At 64.7% G+C, this 16811-nt stretch carries 15 protein-coding genes; 4 read left to right on the forward strand and 11 right to left on the reverse strand.

Going from position 1 to position 16811, the window contains the following annotated elements; all coding sequences use genetic code 11:
- Positions 1-86: 86 nt before the first annotated feature.
- The 8 genes from ACOJB8_RS23920 to ACOJB8_RS23955 form a co-directional block, all read right to left on the reverse strand.
- Positions 87-875 (reverse strand): aspartate/glutamate racemase family protein, encoded by a 789-nt coding sequence (locus tag ACOJB8_RS23920; RefSeq protein ID WP_069265743.1) that lies wholly within the window; start codon positions 873-875, stop codon positions 87-89.
- Positions 876-912: 37 nt separating this feature from the next.
- The gene (locus ACOJB8_RS23925; RefSeq protein ID WP_475014678.1) at positions 913-2427 is read right to left on the reverse strand and encodes an NCS1 family nucleobase:cation symporter-1; all 1515 of its coding nucleotides are present in this window, start codon (positions 2425-2427) and stop codon (positions 913-915) included.
- A 299-nt stretch (positions 2428-2726) separates the two neighbouring features.
- Positions 2727-3449, reverse strand: coding sequence for a GntR family transcriptional regulator (locus ACOJB8_RS23930; RefSeq protein ID WP_475014680.1), 723 nt, complete (start codon positions 3447-3449; stop codon positions 2727-2729).
- A gap of 310 nt (positions 3450-3759) precedes the next feature.
- On the reverse strand, positions 3760-4686 hold the full coding sequence (gene ldcA, locus ACOJB8_RS23935; RefSeq protein ID WP_368605415.1) for a muramoyltetrapeptide carboxypeptidase: 927 nt from the start codon (positions 4684-4686) through the stop codon (positions 3760-3762).
- A gap of 25 nt (positions 4687-4711) precedes the next feature.
- A complete protein-coding gene (tadA, locus tag ACOJB8_RS23940) occupies positions 4712-5407 on the reverse strand; it encodes a tRNA adenosine(34) deaminase TadA (protein WP_141710709.1) in 696 nt (231 codons plus the stop codon).
- Positions 5404-5814: a DnaJ family domain-containing protein gene (locus ACOJB8_RS23945; RefSeq protein WP_475014683.1), complete on the reverse strand. Its 411-nt coding sequence runs from the start codon at positions 5812-5814 to the stop codon at positions 5404-5406. The genes tadA and ACOJB8_RS23945 overlap by 4 nt, the downstream gene beginning before the upstream one ends.
- Positions 5815-6092: 278 nt before the next feature.
- Positions 6093-7289 (reverse strand): amino acid aminotransferase, encoded by a 1197-nt coding sequence (locus tag ACOJB8_RS23950; protein ID WP_475014685.1) that lies wholly within the window; start codon positions 7287-7289, stop codon positions 6093-6095.
- Positions 7290-7332: 43 nt separating this feature from the next.
- Positions 7333-8727, reverse strand: coding sequence for an amino acid permease (locus ACOJB8_RS23955; protein WP_342945822.1), 1395 nt, complete (start codon positions 8725-8727; stop codon positions 7333-7335).
- A 254-nt stretch (positions 8728-8981) separates the two neighbouring features.
- On the opposite strand from ACOJB8_RS23955, the gene ACOJB8_RS23960 reads away from it, so the two are divergent.
- The 4 genes from ACOJB8_RS23960 to ACOJB8_RS23975 all read left to right on the forward strand — a co-directional run bounded on the left by ACOJB8_RS23960 (position 8982) and on the right by ACOJB8_RS23975 (position 12740).
- Positions 8982-9455: an Lrp/AsnC family transcriptional regulator gene (locus ACOJB8_RS23960; protein WP_069265638.1), complete on the forward strand. Its 474-nt coding sequence runs from the start codon at positions 8982-8984 to the stop codon at positions 9453-9455.
- Positions 9456-9666: 211 nt separating this feature from the next.
- Positions 9667-10407, forward strand: coding sequence for an ATP-binding cassette domain-containing protein (locus tag ACOJB8_RS23965; protein WP_069265637.1), 741 nt, complete (start codon positions 9667-9669; stop codon positions 10405-10407).
- Between the two features lie 159 nt (positions 10408-10566).
- A complete protein-coding gene (locus tag ACOJB8_RS23970) occupies positions 10567-11562 on the forward strand; it encodes an ABC transporter permease (RefSeq protein ID WP_342945823.1) in 996 nt (331 codons plus the stop codon).
- 185 nt (positions 11563-11747) lie between these two features.
- On the forward strand, positions 11748-12740 hold the full coding sequence (locus ACOJB8_RS23975; RefSeq protein WP_165979471.1) for a sugar-binding protein: 993 nt from the start codon (positions 11748-11750) through the stop codon (positions 12738-12740).
- A gap of 81 nt (positions 12741-12821) precedes the next feature.
- Here the strand turns inward: ACOJB8_RS23975 and guaA are convergent, their stop codons facing one another.
- From guaA to guaB, 3 genes are all read right to left on the reverse strand, one after another.
- Positions 12822-14405 (reverse strand): glutamine-hydrolyzing GMP synthase, encoded by a 1584-nt coding sequence (guaA, locus tag ACOJB8_RS23980; protein ID WP_069265635.1) that lies wholly within the window; start codon positions 14403-14405, stop codon positions 12822-12824.
- A 179-nt stretch (positions 14406-14584) separates the two neighbouring features.
- The gene (locus ACOJB8_RS23985) at positions 14585-15307 is read right to left on the reverse strand and encodes a hypothetical protein (protein WP_342945824.1); all 723 of its coding nucleotides are present in this window, start codon (positions 15305-15307) and stop codon (positions 14585-14587) included.
- 6 nt (positions 15308-15313) lie between these two features.
- Complete coding sequence (gene guaB / locus ACOJB8_RS23990; protein ID WP_069265633.1) at positions 15314-16774, reverse strand: IMP dehydrogenase; 1461 nt, start codon at positions 16772-16774, stop codon at positions 15314-15316.
- Positions 16775-16811: the final 37 nt, after the last annotated feature.

Here is a 16811-nt window from a genome sequence, read left to right on the forward strand (position 1 = left end):
CAGATAGTACGGGTCAAGCGAGGTGTATGTGGCCGCCCGATACGACGTGATCCGGGTGGCCACCTCCGCTTGCGCGCGCTGCGCGTTTACCCGTAACGCAGCGGCCGCACGGGCGGCGGCGTTTCCGTGGCCGGGGCGGGGTTGGCCGGGCTGAAACGCGCGAAGTCGCCGTCATAGCGCTTGGCGAGCGGGCGCGCGAAGTCGCCGCGCTTGGCGGTCGTGAGGCGCAGTGCGACGAGCGCCTCGACCCACTTCACGGCGGCCGTCACGCCGTCGACCACCGGCACGCCGAGCGCGTCTTCCACCTGCGCGCACAGGCTCGTCATGCCCGCGCAACCGAGCACGATCGCGTCCGCACCGTCTTCTTCGAGCGCACGGCGGCACTCGTCGACGATCGCGCGGCGCGCGGCCGACCCCGGTTCATCGAGTTCGAGCACAGCCACGTCGATCGCGCGCACGTTGCGGCAAAAACGCGTCATTCCGTAACGCTCGGCGAGATGCCAGGCCATGGCGCGCGTGCGTGAGAGCGTCGTCACGACCGAGAAGCCCGGCGCGAGCACGCTCGCCGCATGCATCGCGGCTTCCGCGATGCCCACGACGGGCCCGCGCGCCAACTCGCGCGCCGCGTACAAGCCCGGGTCGCCAAAGCACGCGATCACGTAGCCGTCGAAGCCTTCGCGCTCGCCCGCCTCCACTTCGGCGAGCAGGCCAGGGGTGGCGAGCGCCTCGTCGTAATAGCCTTCGATCGACGGCGGGCCCATCGTCGGGCTCACCGCCACCACCTCCGTGCCCGGTGCGATCACGGCGCGCGCGCACTGCTCCATCGCGGCGGTCATACGCTGCGTAGTGTTCGGATTGATCAGTTTGATGCGCATTTCGATTCCTTCGTCGATGCCTGGTTTTACGCGCAGCTCATGCGTTCGCGCGAGCACGTTCGCCCATCGTGAGCGCACGGTAGAACAACGCGCCGAGTGCGGCACCGATGAACCACGAGAAGTTCGCCGCGCCGCCGAGCGAAGGCACCATCACGCAGAGAATCGCGATCACGGCGGCGGGCAGCAAGGCCGACACCGCGCGCCAGTTCACGCCGTTGCGATACCAGTACGCCCCGTTCGGCGACACCGTGTAGAGATCATCCACGGCAAGACGACCGCGCTTCACGAGATAAAAGTCGACGATGAGGACACCATACAAAGGCCCGATAAAGGCGCCGAGTATGTCGAGCGTGTAGTGAATCACGGCCGGGTTGTTGAAGAGATTCCACGGCGTGATGAAGATCGAGGCCACGGCGGCGAGCATGCCACCCGCACGCCAGCTGATGAGCCGCGGCGCGACGTTGGAAAAATCGAACGCGGGCGAAACGAAGTTCGCGACGATGTTGATGCCGATAGTCGCGATCGTGAACGTGAGCGCGCCGAGAATCACCGCGGTCGGATGATCGATGCGGCCGACCGTTTCGACGGGATCGGTAATCAGTTCTCCGAACACAGGCAGCGTTGCCGACGTCGTGATGACCGTGACGAGAGAGAAGGCGAGGAAGTTGACCGGCAGCCCCCAGAAGTTGCCCTTGTGCACGCTCTTGAGCGACTTGCCGTAGCGCGAGAAGTCGCCGAAATTGAGCATCGGCCCCGAGAAATACGACACCACGAGCGAGATCGCCGTGATCATCACGGGAATCACTTCAGTGCCGTGATACTTCACGCCGCCGAGATTCAGGCCGATATTGTGCCAACCCGCGCGATACACCATGTAGCCCGCGAGCGCGAACATCACGACATAAACAGCCGGCCCCGCGAAGTCGATGAACTTCTTGATGGTCTCCATGCCGTTCCAGAACACGAGGGCCTGCAGCACCCAGAGCGTCATGAAGCCGGCCCAGCCGACCGCGGAAAGCCCGAGCAAGCCGTGCTTGTGCACGTCGGCATAAGGCATGAGTTGCGGTACGAACTTGAGCACGACGATCACGAGCGCGCTCGAAGCGAGATAGGTCTGGATGCCGTACCACGCCACGGCGATGAGGCCGCGAATCACGGCGGGAATGTTGGCGCCGAGCACGCCGAAGGTGCCGCGACATGCCACCGGGTACGGCACGCCGTGACGCTGGCTCGGCCGCGCGATCAAGTTGCAGAGCACATTGACGATGGAGATGCCGACGATCAGCGCGACGAGCACTTGCCAGCTCGTGAGGCCGAGCGCGAAGAGGCTCCCCGCGAACACATAGCCGCCGACGCTATGCACGTCGGACATCCAGAACGCGAAGATGTTGTACGCGCCCCAGGTCTGCTCCTTGAGGGGAGCCAGGTCGTGGTTGTAGAGCCGCTCGCTGTAGCCGGCCGGCAAGCGCAGATTGTCTGCGGACTCGCTGCTTTCGCCAGATTCGAAGTTGGGCACTGCCGGACTGCCAGGTGACGCGCTGAACTGAGCCATGATCCGCTCCTTGGATGGATATGCCGACGGAAAAAAGACGCCTGAACGCCTCGAAACGCGTGCGTACCGCCGCTGGACGCGGCCGCCGCGATATCCCCGAATGGTCTGGCCTTCTCGGGCACTGCGCCGGTCGCCGCCTAATGGCGCCCTGTAACGCTGTGCCTGTTCTTGCCGTACGCATGCATTGCATGCGCCCCACTCCATCCTTTTCAGCCGCGGCAGCCACCTGTCGAAGCGGGCTGTCGCGCTTTACTGCAATCCCTTACTGCAATCCGTTTCAGTGCTGCCTTGGAAGCGCATCAGCGTGCCAGCGAGGTCGCCTCGCGCGCGCTGAACACTTCCTGCAAATCGACCGAAGCGCCCGCCGGCCGGTCGAGCATCCTGAGCTCGACGCCCTGCAAATGGCGCACCATGAGGTCGACGGCCTCTTTCTCGTTTCCGGCCTCGAGCGCCGCGAGAATCGCCTCGTGATCGTCGAACGAACACGGACTGCGTCCCGGCGATTCGTAGAGCGCCGAAATCAGCGTGGAGCGCGCCACGAGCCCGTTAAGACAGTCGCACAGCACCGTATTGCCGGTGAGCGTGGCCAGCGACGTATGGAACTCGCCCGAAAGCCGGATCCACGTCGGGAAGTCGCGCCCTTCGAAGGCCTTGCGCTCGCGCCGGATCGTCTCGCCGATGGTCTTCAGCCGACGGTTGCCGTGCTGCGCGCTGCAAATGCGCCCCACTACTGCCAGTTCGATGATCCGTCGCATCTCGAACACCTCGTGCACTTCCTGGAGCGACGGGCTTGCGACGAACGCGCCACGATTGGGCTCCAGATCCACGAGGTGGTCCTTCGCGAGCAGCGCGAGCGCCTGGCGGATCGGGCCGCGCTTCACGCCGAATACTTCGCACAACTGTGCTTCGGTCAACTTCGCGCCGGGCGGCAGCCGGTGCTCGAGAATCGCTGCGCGGATTCGCGCGGCGATCGCCTCGGGCTTCATGCCGGTTGCTTCGGCGTCGATATCGGTCTTTCGCATGGCTCGTGTCTCTATGCTGGGTATCCTAGGTTGGACATAAATATTGTCAACAATTATGTGGGCGAACCTGGGGAAGATCCCCACGTGCGCGCCGACTGCAACGTGCCTCGTATCGGTGAAAGGCGCTCCACTTCGGGGAATTCAGCACCTGCATGGTGATTTGCTGCCCCAATCCGGGCGAATTTTTTGTCAACAATTTAGAGAAGAAGCGTTGGCGTGAACATTGTCAGATGCCGCTTTTGACTGGCCGTTAGTTGCATAAGGCTCCCTGAAAAAAAGCGCCCGAAAGCGCTTCCATGTCGGTGCGAAATCAACTCAGGTGCGGATACCCGCTCACGGTCAGTTCGAAACCGTGCGCGGTGGTGGTCAACTGCGCAGGTGCGCCCATCGGCAACGTGACCATATCCGGAATATGGCCGAACGGCAGGCCCGTGACCACCGGAATGCCAACCACGGCGCGCACCTGCTCAACCATTTCGCGCAGATCGTAGCCATTGTCGTAATCGAACTGCTTGTGGCCCGTGAAGTCGCCCAGCACCAGGGCTTGCTGGCGAGCAAGGATGCCGGTCAGATGCAACTGATAAATCATGCGCTCGATGCGGAACGGTTGCTCGTTCACGTCTTCGACGAACAGGATGCCGCCCTCGACCGGCGGCAGATAAGGCGTGCCGATCAGCGAAGTCAGCACGGCCAGATTGCCGCCCCATAGCGTGCCCGAAACACTCGTCGACTGGGCCTGCGGCGCGTTCACCTTGAGCGTGTAGTTCGGTTTCGAGAGCGCGCCCCAGAAGTGATGCATCGTGAAGCTGCTGAGACTCTCGGCGCCGAAGTCGCTGCAGAGCATCGGCCCGCCGAACGTCGTGAGCCCGGCGCGCGCGAGCAGCGCGAGCTGGATGGCGGTGAAATCGCTATGCCCCACGAACGCGATGGGCTGATCCGTCAAACGCCGCTGCAGCCCGTCGTAATCGAGACCGTGCAGGATGCGCACCGCGCCATAGCCGCCACGTACGGCGAGTACGATGTCCGGCAGGTCGCGCGATGGGTCGGCGAGGCGATTCAGTTCGGCCGCGCGCTGGCCATCCGTGCCGGCAAAACGCTGATAGCGCCGCTCGGTCGCCTGCACGCCGTTGACGTGATGGCCCTGCGCCCGCAACCGGACAAGCGCTCGGTGCACCGCTTCCGCATCATGCGGATAACCGGACGGAGCCACCAGCTCGATGGTGCGATGAATGGTCATGTCGAATTCGCTTCAACCGTGAGATTCAACCCGCGGGTCCGTCCGGACCGGCTACGCCAGTCCCTCCCTGCGCCTGCTCAGCCTGTTCCCGAGCCTTGCGGCGCGCTTCCCGGCTCGCGCGGCGCCGATCGGCGAAGAACGCGCGCAGCGCCTCGCCGCACTCGTCCGCCAGCACGCCTGCGGACACGCTCGTGTGATGATTGAGCTGCTCGTTGGCGAAGGCGTCGACCACGCTGCCGCACGCGCCGGTTTTCGGATCATGTGCGCCGAACACCACACGTGCGATGCGCGCGTGCATGATCGCGCCGGCACACATCAGGCACGGTTCAAGGGTCACATAGAGTTCGCAGCCCGGCAAGCGGTAGTTACCCAGCGCGTGCGCGCCCGCGCGCAAGGCCGCCATTTCGGCGTGCGCGGAGGGATCGTGCGCGCCGATCGGGTGGTTGAAGCCCGAGGCGATCACTTCGTCGCCACGCACGAGCACCGCGCCCACGGGCACTTCGCCGGCGGCGCGCGCCTCTTCGGCGGCGGCCTGTGCGAGGCGCATGAAATGCCGGTCGCGCTCGGAGACGGGATTGAGCTGGACGTCGGATTGAGGCGCGGGTGTGGACGCCGTCACGAGCGGATCGGCGGGAACCGATCCAGCGGGCGAAGTGACCACCGGGTGCGCCTCTTCGCGTTCGCCGCCGGGGGCGTCTGGCTGGACGGGACTGCCCGTCACGCCGCCCCCGCCGGGAACCCCGGGAGGCCGGGCTCGCCCGCTGCGCGTTCGGACAAACGCTCCGCGATGCGGCGGCGATATTCGTGCGGCACGACCATCGGTCCGCCGCGCAACGATTCGAGCGCCATGTCGAGCGCCAGCATGCGCGCGCGCAGACGACACTGCACGGCCTTGTCGCCCACCGTGGCGAGCTCGTCCTCGAGGTCGCGCAAGGCCCGCAGCTGTTCGACTGCGGGCGGCACGAAGCCCGCGTTCTTCAGGATGCGGTGGGCTATGCGCACTTCTTCGGGCACGAGCAGGTCGTCGTCGAGCGTCTGCGGCGCACCGGCGCCGGGCAGGTCGTCGAAGTCACCGCGCGCGGCCGCGGCGGCAATCCGTTGTTCGACGAGGGCATCAAGCAATTTCATCAGCAATCCACTACGTTGCGGCTCACGCATTCTATCAGGGTGAGACCTGGAAGACCGTGCGCGGCCGGCATGTGTGCCATCTACCCCCTGCAGCTTGACAGACCGACGGTTTGATGCGAATGAAAAGACGCGGGCGTCGCAATCTGGAATCGCCTGATGGCAGCCGGCTGAGGCAGCCGTTCCAAGGGCTGGATGCAAAAACGCCGCTGGAGCGTCCGGCACATACCGGCACGCCAGCGGCGCAAAAAGATATCGGGGCATTCGGCCCCGCCCTTCCCTTAGTCCTTCATCACCTTGCCGACCGCGTCGACCACCACGCTCACGTTCTTCTCGTTCAGGCCTGCCACGCACATACGGCCCGAGCGCAGGATGTACACGCCGAATTCTTCTTTCAGGCGCTCGACCTGCTTCTCGCTCAAGCCCGTGTACGTGAACATGCCGCGCTGCTTCACGTAGCGAGCGAGCGCCGCTTCGCTCGCATGCGAGCGCAGGCCGTCGTGGATCGCCACGCGCATGCGCGCAATGCGCTCGCACATCGCCGCCAGCTCCTGCTCCCACGCCGCCTTCAGTTCCGGCGTGCCCAGCACGCGCGTGACGATCTTCGCGCCGTGCGTCGGCGGATTGCTGTAGTTCGCGCGCACCGAGCCCGTGAGCTGGCCGAGCACGCGGTCGGCGGCCGCCGCGTCTTCGCAGATCACGTGCAGCCCGCCGCAACGCTCGCCGTAAAGCGAGAAGTTCTTCGAGAACGAATTCGCCACGAGCGCCGGCACGCCACGGCGCGCAAGCTCGCGCACGGCGAACGCGTCGTCCTCGAGGCCCGCGCCGAAGCCCTGATACGCCATATCGACGAACGGCAGCAGGTCGCGCTTTTGCAGCACGTCGATCACTTGCTCCCATTGCGCGCGATCCAGGTCGACGCCCGTCGGGTTATGGCAGCACGCGTGCAGCAGCACGACAGTCTTCGCCGGCAGCGCGTCGATGGCCGAGAGCATCGCCTCGAACTTCAGGCCGCCCGTCACCTCGTCGTAGTACGGGTACGTGTTCACCGTGAAGCCCGCGCGCTCGAAGATGAAACGGTGGTTCTCCCACGTCGGATCGCTCACCCACACCTGGCTGGTCGCAAAATAGCGCTTGATGAAATCGGCGCCCACCTTGAGCGCGCCCGAGCCGCCCAGTGTCTGCACGGTCGCGATGCGGCCGGCCGCGCGCGACGGGCAGTCGGCGCCGAACACCAGTGCCTGCACAGCGTCGCGATACTGCGCGAAACCGGCCATCGGCAGATACGGCTTCGGACCCGGCTCCTCGAGAATCGCCGCCTCGGCCGCGTGAACGGCTTTCATGACGGGCAGACGGCCTTCGTCATCGAAGTAGATGCCAATGCTCAGATTGACCTTGTTCTCACGCGGGTCCTTCTGGAAATTCTCGTTGAGCGAGAGGATCGGGTCGCCGGGATAGGCATCGATGTGTTCGAACATGCTGTTTAACTCTCTGGACGAAATTCGGGACGAAAATCAGCGCTTACGGAGCCGGCACGCCGCGTTGCAGCGCCGGCACTGACTTGCGGCACCACAGGCGGTAGGCGAGCCCAAGCACGCCCAGCCAGACCGGAATCAGGTACACGGAAATGCGCAGATCCGGGATCAGATACATTACAACGAGAATGCCGCCGAGGAACGCGAGACACACGTAATTCGTCAGCGGATAACCGAGGCTGCGGAACGTGGTCGTCTGACCGGTACGCGCCTTCTCGCGGCGGAACTTCAGGTGAATCAGGCTGATCATCGCCCAGTTAATGATGAGCGCGGACACGACGAGCCCCATCAGCAGTTCGAACGCCTTGCCCGGCATGAAGTAGTTGATGATCACGCAGGCGGCCGTGACGAACGCCGACACGCCGAGCGCCGCCAGCGGAATGCCGCGCCGGCTCACCTTGAGCAGCGCCTTCGGCGCATTGCCTTGCTGCGCGAGACCGTAGAGCATGCGGCTGTTGCAGTACACGCCGCTGTTGTAGACCGAGAGCGCCGCCGTCAGCACGACGAGGTTCAGCACGTTGGCCACGAGGTCGCTGTTCATCGCGTGGAAGATCAGCACGAAGGGGCTGCCGCCGGCCACGACCTTTTGCCAGGGGTAGAGCGAGAGCAGCACGCCGAGCGCGCCGATGTAGAAAATCAGGATGCGGTAGATCACCTGATTCGTCGCGCGCGGAATGCTGTGCGAGGGATCGTCGGCCTCTGCCGCGGTGATGCCGACCAGCTCCAGCCCGCCGAACGAGAACATCACGACCGCCATGGCCATGACGAGACCCGAGACGCCGTGCGGGAAGAAACCGCCGTTGCGCCAGAGGTTCGACACGCTTGCCTCGGGACCGGCCGAGCCCGAGAACAGCAGCCAGCCGCCGAAGGCGATCATGCCGACGATCGCGAGCACCTTGACGATGGCGAACCAGAACTCGAGTTCGCCGTACGACTTCACGCTCGTGAGGTTGATGCCGTTGATCACGACGAAGAACACCAGCGCCGAGACCCACGTGGGCAGCGTCGGCCACCAGTAATGCATGTAGATGCCGACCGCCGAAAGCTCGGCCATGCTCACGAGAATGTAGAGCACCCAGTAGTTCCAGCCGGAGAGAAAGCCCGCGAACGGGCCGAAATACTTGTCTGCGAAATAGCTGAACGAACCGGCGACGGGCTCGTCCACGACCATCTCGCCCAGTTGCCGCATGATGAAGAACGCAATGATGCCGGCGACGCCGTAGCCGAGCAGCACCGAGGGGCCGGCGGTCTGAATCGTCTGCGCAATGCCGAGGAACAGGCCCGTGCCGATCGCCCCGCCCAGCGCAATGAGCTGGATGTGGCGATTCTTGAGGCCGCGTTTTAGCTGGCCGCGATTTTCACGCGTGTCGTTTGAAACCATGTCTCGTCCTGTCTCCGACTTATGTGCGCAGGGCCGAAGCATCCGGGTAGGACGCCGGCTCCGCTCCACGAAATAAAATTGCGCACACAACCTTCTGCATCGGCGCGCTGCCGGGCTTGGTGGTATTGGCCGCCAGCCCGATCGGGTGCGCCCAGTGTATAGTTGACGCGGAAAAATATGATTTCATCTCGTACGCAGGCAAACCCTGATTGATACAATTCCCTCTCGCCTCAAACCCATCTCACGCAAGATAAATGCAAAATCTCGCGCTCGATACGATCGACATGCGGCTTCTCGCCGCACTGCAGGAGCGCGGACGCGCTTCGAACCTCGAACTCGCGGCCGCGATCAAGCTCTCGCCCGCGCAGACACTCAGGCGTCACCGGCGGCTCGAGGAGCTCGGCGTGATCCGGCGCTACGAGACGCGCCTCGACGCGCAGGCGCTCGGCTTCGGCGTGGTCGCCTTCATTCAGGTAACGATGGAGCGCGGGCACATGCGCGAGCTCGTCAAGTTCAAGGAACTCGTCGCGACGTTGCCGCAGGTGCAGGAGTGCTACTCCGTGACTGGCGATATCGACTACGTTCTGAAGGTGGTGGCGCGCGATCTCAAGGCGCTTTCCGAGTTCCTGCTCGATACGCTGATGCGCGCCCCCGGCGTGAACAGCGTGCAGTCGATCGTCTGCCTCGATGAACTCAAGGGGACGAGCGCGATGCCGCTGGAAGCCTGAGACAAGCGCGCGCCAGGTCCGTCTGGCGGGGGTTTTCGGCGAAAACGCAATTTTATCTCATCAGCGGCCTGCTCGCGGCGTCGCGAGACCGGCTGATGAAATAGTCTTGCTAAAAGCCCCATCGTGCTCTAAAAAACATGCTAGTTAGCCTGTCTCCTGGCCATCCTGGACACGGCAACGGGCGGCTTCACAGGCGCGAGCGCGACAGTCCATGAGTCTTCTTGAGCTCAGAGGCGTTTCCAGGCACTTCGGCGCCATCCAGGCGCTGACCGACGTGACGTTGAGCCTGGAACCCGGCCAGGTGGTCGGACTCATGGGCGACAACGGGGCCGGAAAATCGACGCTGGTGAAGGTCATCGCCGGCAACTTCCCGCCCTCTCACGGCGAAGTCCTCATCGACGGCAAGCCCGTTCATTTCAGCCGCCCCGTGGATGCCCGCGCCAAGGGCATCGAGGTCGTGTATCAGGACCTCGCGCTCTGCGACAACCTCACGGCGGCGGCCAACGTCTTTCTCGGGCGCGAGCCGCGCCTCGGCATATGGCCCTTTCGCGTACTCGATCACGCGGCCATGTACCGGCGCGCTGCCGAGCTGTTCAAGGAACTGAAGTCCGAAACGCGCCCGCGCGATCTCGTCCGGCAGATGTCGGGCGGCCAGCGCCAGGCCGTGGCGATTGCGCGCACGCGACTGTCCGAAGCGCGGCTCGTGCTCATGGACGAACCCACCGCCGCGATCAGCGTGCGCCAGGTCGCGCAGGTGCTCGACCTCATCAAACGCCTGTCCGAACACGGCATTGCCGTCATTCTCATCAGTCACCGCATGCCTGACGTTTTCGAAGTCGCCCACCGCGTGGTCGTCATGCGGCGCGGGCGCAAGGTTGCGGACAAGCAGACCGAAGCCTCTTCGCCGGAGGAAGTCACCGGCCTGATCACCGGAGCCATCGCCGCCGCCTGAAGCGGCCCGCGCGCGATTGTGTTGCATGGGGCCGCACTAAGCGCTGAAGCGCTAAGTGCGCGCCGACCGCTTTGCATGGGGCCGCACTAAGCGCTGAAGCGCTAAGTGCGGCCGACAGGAGACCCGAAATTGAACGATGCGCCGCAAAGGCCGAATCCGATGCCGACACTGCTTGACGATCCCCAATCCGCGAAGACCCACACCCGCTGGAGCGGACTGCTCGCGAGCCAGGTGTTCTGGGTGGTGCTCGCGACGCTCGCAGCCTGCCTCCTGCTCTCGTTCGTCACCTCGACGTTCGCCACGCAGCAAAACCTCTTCAACGTCACGCGCAACTTCGCCTTTGTCGCCATCGTCGCGCTGGGGATGATGGCCATCATCATTACAGGCGGGATCGACATTTCGGTCGGCTCGACGATCGGCCTGAGCGGCATCGTGCTTTCCGTCACGATGAACGCGGGCTACCCGATCTGGGCCGGCATCGGCCTCGGCCTGCTCACCGCGGGAGTGGTCGGCCTCGTGAACGGCCTGCTCATCGCCTATCTCAACATGCAGCCGTTCGTCGTGACGCTCGGCATGCTGAGCGTGGGCCGCAGCCTCGCGCTCGTGATCTCCGGAAGCCGGACTATCTTCGAATTCGGACCCGACGGGCACAAGTTACTCCTGCTCGGCGGCGGCAAAACGCTCGGCGTGGCCAATCCCGTGTGGTTTCTGATCGTCCTCGGCCTGCTGTTCTGGTTCGCCTTCGCCTTCACGCGCTGGGGCCGCTATGTCTTCGCGGTCGGCGGCAACCGTCATGCGGCCAATCTCACAGGCGTGCCGGTACGGCGCGTCATCTGCTCGGTCTATGTGCTGGGCGGCCTGATGGCAGGCGTCGCGGCCATTCTCGAAGTGGGCTGGCTCGGCGCGGTGACCACCGGCCTCGGCACCGGCGACGAGCTACGCGTGATCGCCGCGACGGTGATCGGCGGCACCAATCTCGCGGGCGGCGTGGGCAGCGCGTTCGGCACGATCGTCGGCGCCGCGCTCATCGAAGTGATCCGCAACAGCCTGATCCTGCTCGGCGTCGATTCGTTCTGGCAGGGTACCGTCGTGGGCGGCTTCATCATCATCGCCGTGCTGTTCAACCGGCTGGGCGGCGAGCGGCAAAACGACTGAACGGAATTCAGGGAGGCGCGGCCGGACTGCACGCGGAACCGCCGGCCGTCAGCCATCACAAGAAGCGCGACTCGTTGCGCGCGGTTCCGCAGAAAGCCCAAGGCACGGGCGCGGGCTTTCCTTCCGATGACGAAAACTGTACGAGACACGCGCGCCGTACGACCGGCGCCGAACAGGAGGAAACCATGAAGAAAGCGTGGAAGTATCTCGCTGCGATCGGAGGGCTCGCGATGCTGGCCTCTTCCGCCTACGCAGCCGACAAGACCCTCGCACTGGTCGTGAAGGGCCTCGACAATCCGTACTTCGACCTCATGCACCAAGGCTGCGACCGGGCCAACAAGGAGCTCAGCAAACAGGGCTACAACTGCTACTACACCGGCCCCGCGACAGCGGCGGATGAAAGCGCCGAAGTGCAGATCGTCGACGACCTGCTGACCAAGGGCGTCGCGGCGATTGCGATTTCGCCGTCGAACGCGCCGGCCATTGCCGAGGTGATCCGCCGCCGCAACGCGAAGATCCCGATCATCACCGCGGACGCCGATCTGCTGCCGAAGGACCAGTCGTTGCGCAAGGCGTATGTGGGCACCGACAACTACGAGCTGGGCGTGAAGCTCGGCGAGCAGTTGAAGACGCTGATGCCCAAGGGCGGCAACATCTGCCTCGTGATGGGCAACCCCGCGGCCGAGAACATCAACCAGCGCGCCCAGGGCACACGCGACGTGCTCTCGGGCAAGAAAGGCATCAAGAAGCTGGCGGGCGAAAACAACTGGCACGAGATCAGCGCCTGTCCGCTCTACGTGAACGACGATGCCGCGAAAGCGAATCAGATGATGCAGGACACGCTCACCGCGAACGCCAGCACGCTCCAGGCGTTCGTGTTCGAGGGCGGCTGGCCGCTCTTCGCACCCGAGGCGTATTCGCAGGTCGTCGCGCCGATCATGGACAAGATCAACAGCGGCCAGTTCGTGATCGTTTCAGCCGATACGCTCGGGCCGGAGCTGCAGGCCCTCAAGGACCACAAGGTCAATGCGCTGGTCGGGCAGCGGCCTGAGGAAATGGGCTATCAGGCGGCGATGGTGATGCGCGACCTCGCCGAAGGAAAGACAGTGAAGCCGATCGTTCACACGGGTCTCGACGTTTGCACCTGGAAGAACGCGGATACGTGCCTGAAGCATTGAGCGCCGGAAGCAAAAAACCCGCGCCGGCACACCGTGCCGAACGCGGGTTCTTTGCTTCGCCTGCAGGCTAGCGGGAGAACGTCACTCCCATTCGATCGTCGCGGGCGGCTTGCCCGAGATGTCGTACACCACACGGTTGATGCCGCGCACTTCATTGATGATGCGGTTCGACACGTGGCCCAGCAACTCGTGCGGCAGGTGCGCCCAGTGCGCCGTCATGAAGTCGAGCGTCTGCACCGCGCGCAGCGCAACGACATACTCGTACGTGCGGCCATCGCCCATCACGCCCACGCTCTTCACCGGCAGAAACACGGCGAACGCCTGGCTCGTGAGTTCGTACCACGACTTGCCGGTTTCCTTGTCGATCGTGTTACGCAGCGTCTCGATGAAGATCGCATCCGCGCGGCGCAGCAGATCCGCAAAATCGCGCTTCACTTCGCCGAGAATACGCACGCCGAGGCCAGGGCCCGGGAACGGATGGCGATAGACCATTTCGTGCGGCAGGCCGAGCTTCACACCCAGTTCGCGCACTTCGTCCTTGAAGAGTTCACGCAGCGGTTCGAGCAGCTTGAGGTTGAGCGTTTCCGGCAGGCCGCCCACGTTGTGGTGGCTCTTGATCGTGTGCGCGGCCTTCTTGCCCTTGCCGGCCGACTCGATGACGTCCGGATAGATCGTGCCTTGCGCGAGCCATTTGGCGTCGGTGAGCTTGCCGGCTTCCGTCTGGAACACTTCGACGAACTCCGCGCCGATGATCTTGCGCTTCGCTTCCGGATCGGTCACGCCGGCGAGCTTCGACATGAACGCTTCGCTCGCGTCGACATGGATCACCTTCACGCCGAGGTTGTCGGCGAACATCGACATCACCTGCTCGGCTTCGTTCAGACGCAGCAGGCCGTGATCGACGAACACGCAGGTCAGCTGGTCGCCAATCGCACGATGCAGCAGCGCCGCCGCGACCGACGAATCCACGCCGCCCGAGAGGCCGAGAATCACGTGCTCGTTGCCCACCTGCCTGCGGATCGTCTCGACGGCTTCGTCGATGTAGTGGCCCATCTCCCAGTCGGCCTTCGCGCCGCAGATGCCGAGCACGAAGCGCTCGAGCATCGCGCGGCCCTGCACCGTGTGCGTGACTTCCGGGTGCCATTGCAGGCCGTAGAAGTGGCGCGCTTCATCGGCCATGGCCGCGATCGGGCACGATTCCGTCGACGCCATCAGCTGGAAGCCTGCCGGCATTTCCGTGACCTTGTCGCCGTGGCTCATCCACACCTTGAGCATGCCGTGGCCTTCGCTCGTGCGGAAGTCTTCGATGCCCTCGAGGAAGCTCGTGTGGTTGCGCGCGCGCACTTCGGCGTAGCCGAATTCGCGCAGGTGGCCGCCGTCGACCTTGCCACCGAGCTGTTCGGCCATTGTCTGCATGCCGTAGCAAATGCCGAGGACCGGCACGCCCAGTTCGAACACAGCTTGCGGCGCGCGCGGCGTGTCGGTGTCGGTGACCGAGTTCGGGCCGCCGGAGAGGATGATGCCCTTTGGCGCGAATTCGCGGACGAATGCGTCATCCACATCGTACGGATGGATTTCCGAATAAACGTGGGCTTCGCGCACGCGGCGCGCGATGAGCTGGGTGACTTGCGAGCCGAAGTCGAGGATCAGGATTTTGTCGTGCATGGCTGCGGACGAGACCTAAAAAAGAACGGATACGGAAAGCCGCGCGACACTTCAAATGCGCGCAGCGTGAATTCATCAGGACCCAAGCGCCGCGCTACGGCGGCACCGGGTGGCGCAAGTTCGGGTGTGCTTCGGGCGCACTGCGTCTGCTGTTTGGGAGGCCGGGTTTGCGCGCGGCCTCAGCCACGCAGCGGCGGCCTCGGTGCGTCGGCCGCCTCGTCGCGAGCCGCCTGGCGAGCCTCTCGAGCTTGCGCGGGACTGGCGGGCGGCGGCGTAACCGGCGATGGACGGGGCGCAACCGGCGGAACGGCCGCGGGCGTCACGGTCGGGACTTCCACAACGGGTTCGACCGGCGCTGCCGGCCGTTTTGCCCCTTTTGCACCGCCCCACGCCATCGTTCGCATAAAGCCCGGCTTCGCGTACGACACCGGCTCTTCGCGCCGTTCGGGCTGGGCCTTCTCCACCTTGCGCTGCTGCGCGGAACTGCCGCTCGCCTGCCCCTTCTGGCGCTTGCGCACCGCGCCCGCGAGCCGGACGCCGCCGAGGCCGAGGACGATCAGCCACACCCCAACCGCACCTGCCGCCAACTGGCCAAAACCCGTGAGCCGCGGCGCACGCAGTCCGATTAGCCAGACCAGCATCAGCACGCCGGCAATCCAGTTGACGTGCCCCACGGTGCGGCCCACGGGCAGTGTCATCTCCCCGTGGAAGGCCGCGCGCAGCGCGAGCCACGCGAAACCCAGCAGCACCACGCCAAACGCCTGCCCAACGAGCGCCGGCTGCGTTTGCACCAGTTGCAACGCGTCGTAGACGAGAGTCCAGGGCGTGAGAACGAACAGCACGCCGAACCCCAGCAACGTCAACGCATCGACAATCAGTAGCACGCGCAGCAGCGGCTTCATCGGGGTTCAGTCCACGTGATAGTTGGGCGCTTCCTTCGTGATCTGCACGTCGTGCACGTGCGACTCGTGCAGGCCGGCGCCGGTAATCTGCACGAACTCCGCCTTCGCGTGCAGGTCTTCGATCGTACGGCAGCCGCAGTAACCCATCGAGGCGCGCACGCCACCGATCAGCTGGAACAGGATGGCGTTGATGGGACCCTTGTAGGCGACACGGCCTTCGATGCCTTCCGGCACGAGCTTGTCGATGTTCGCCGAGTTGTCCTGGAAGTAGCGGTCCGCGGCGCCGTCCTTCATCGCGCCGACCGAGCCCATGCCGCGATACGACTTGTACTGGCGGCCCTGGTACAGGAACACGTCGCCCGGCGACTCTTCGGTGCCCGCGAACATGCTGCCCATCATCACGGCGTTCGCGCCGGCGGCCAGCGCCTTCGAAACGTCGCCCGAATAGCGCACGCCGCCGTCGGCGATGCACGGCACGCCCGTGCCCTTGAGTGCTTCCGAGACATTGGAGATCGCGCTGATCTGCGGCACGCCCACGCCGGCCACGATACGCGTCGTGCAGATGGAGCCCGGGCCGATGCCGACCTTCACGCCGTCCGCGCCGTACTCGACGAGCGCGCGCGCCGCGTCGGCCGTCGCGATGTTGCCGCCGATCACTTCGACGTGCGGGAAGTTCTTCTTGACCCAGCGAACGCGCTCGAGCACGCCCTTGCTGTGACCATGCGCCGTATCCACGACGATCACGTCCACGCCGGCTTGCACCAGCAACTCGACACGCTCTTCGTTGTCCGGACCGACGCCGACTGCCGCGCCCGCGCGCAGCTTGCCGTGCTCGTCCTTACAGGCGGCCGGGTGCTCGGTCTGCTTGGTGATGTCCTTGACGGTCATGAGACCGCGCAGCTCGAATGCGTCGTTGATGACCAGCACGCGCTCGAGGCGGTGGCTGTGCATGAGCGCCTTGGCTTCGACGAGCGGCGTGCCTTCCTTGACGGTGACGAGGCGCTCGCGCGGCGTCATGATCGAGCGCACCGGCTCATCCAGGCGCGTTTCGAAACGCAGGTCGCGGTTCGTGACGATGCCGACGAGTTGCGCGCCTTCCACGACCGGGAAGCCCGAAATGCCATGCTGCTGCGAGAGCGCGATGACGTCGGCGACCTTCATTTGCGGCGGAACCGTGATCGGATCGCGCACGACGCCCGACTCGAAGCGCTTCACCTTCGCGACCTCGCGCGCCTGCTCGGCCGGCGTGAGGTTCTTGTGAACGATGCCGACACCCCCCTGCTGCGCCATGGCGATTGCCAGACGGCCCTCCGTGACGGTATCCATAGCGGCCGACACGAGCGGAATGTTCAGGGAGATATTGCGGGTCAGCCGGGTCTTCAGGCTGGTGTCGCGCGGGAGAACGTCGGAAAAGGCGGGGACGAGGAGCACGTCATCGAACGTGAGTGCTTTCTGGATCAGACGCATGGCAAATCCTATAGGCGCAAAAGCAGATTATACGCGA

Source organism: Paraburkholderia sp. BR10141 (genome assembly GCF_056155635.1).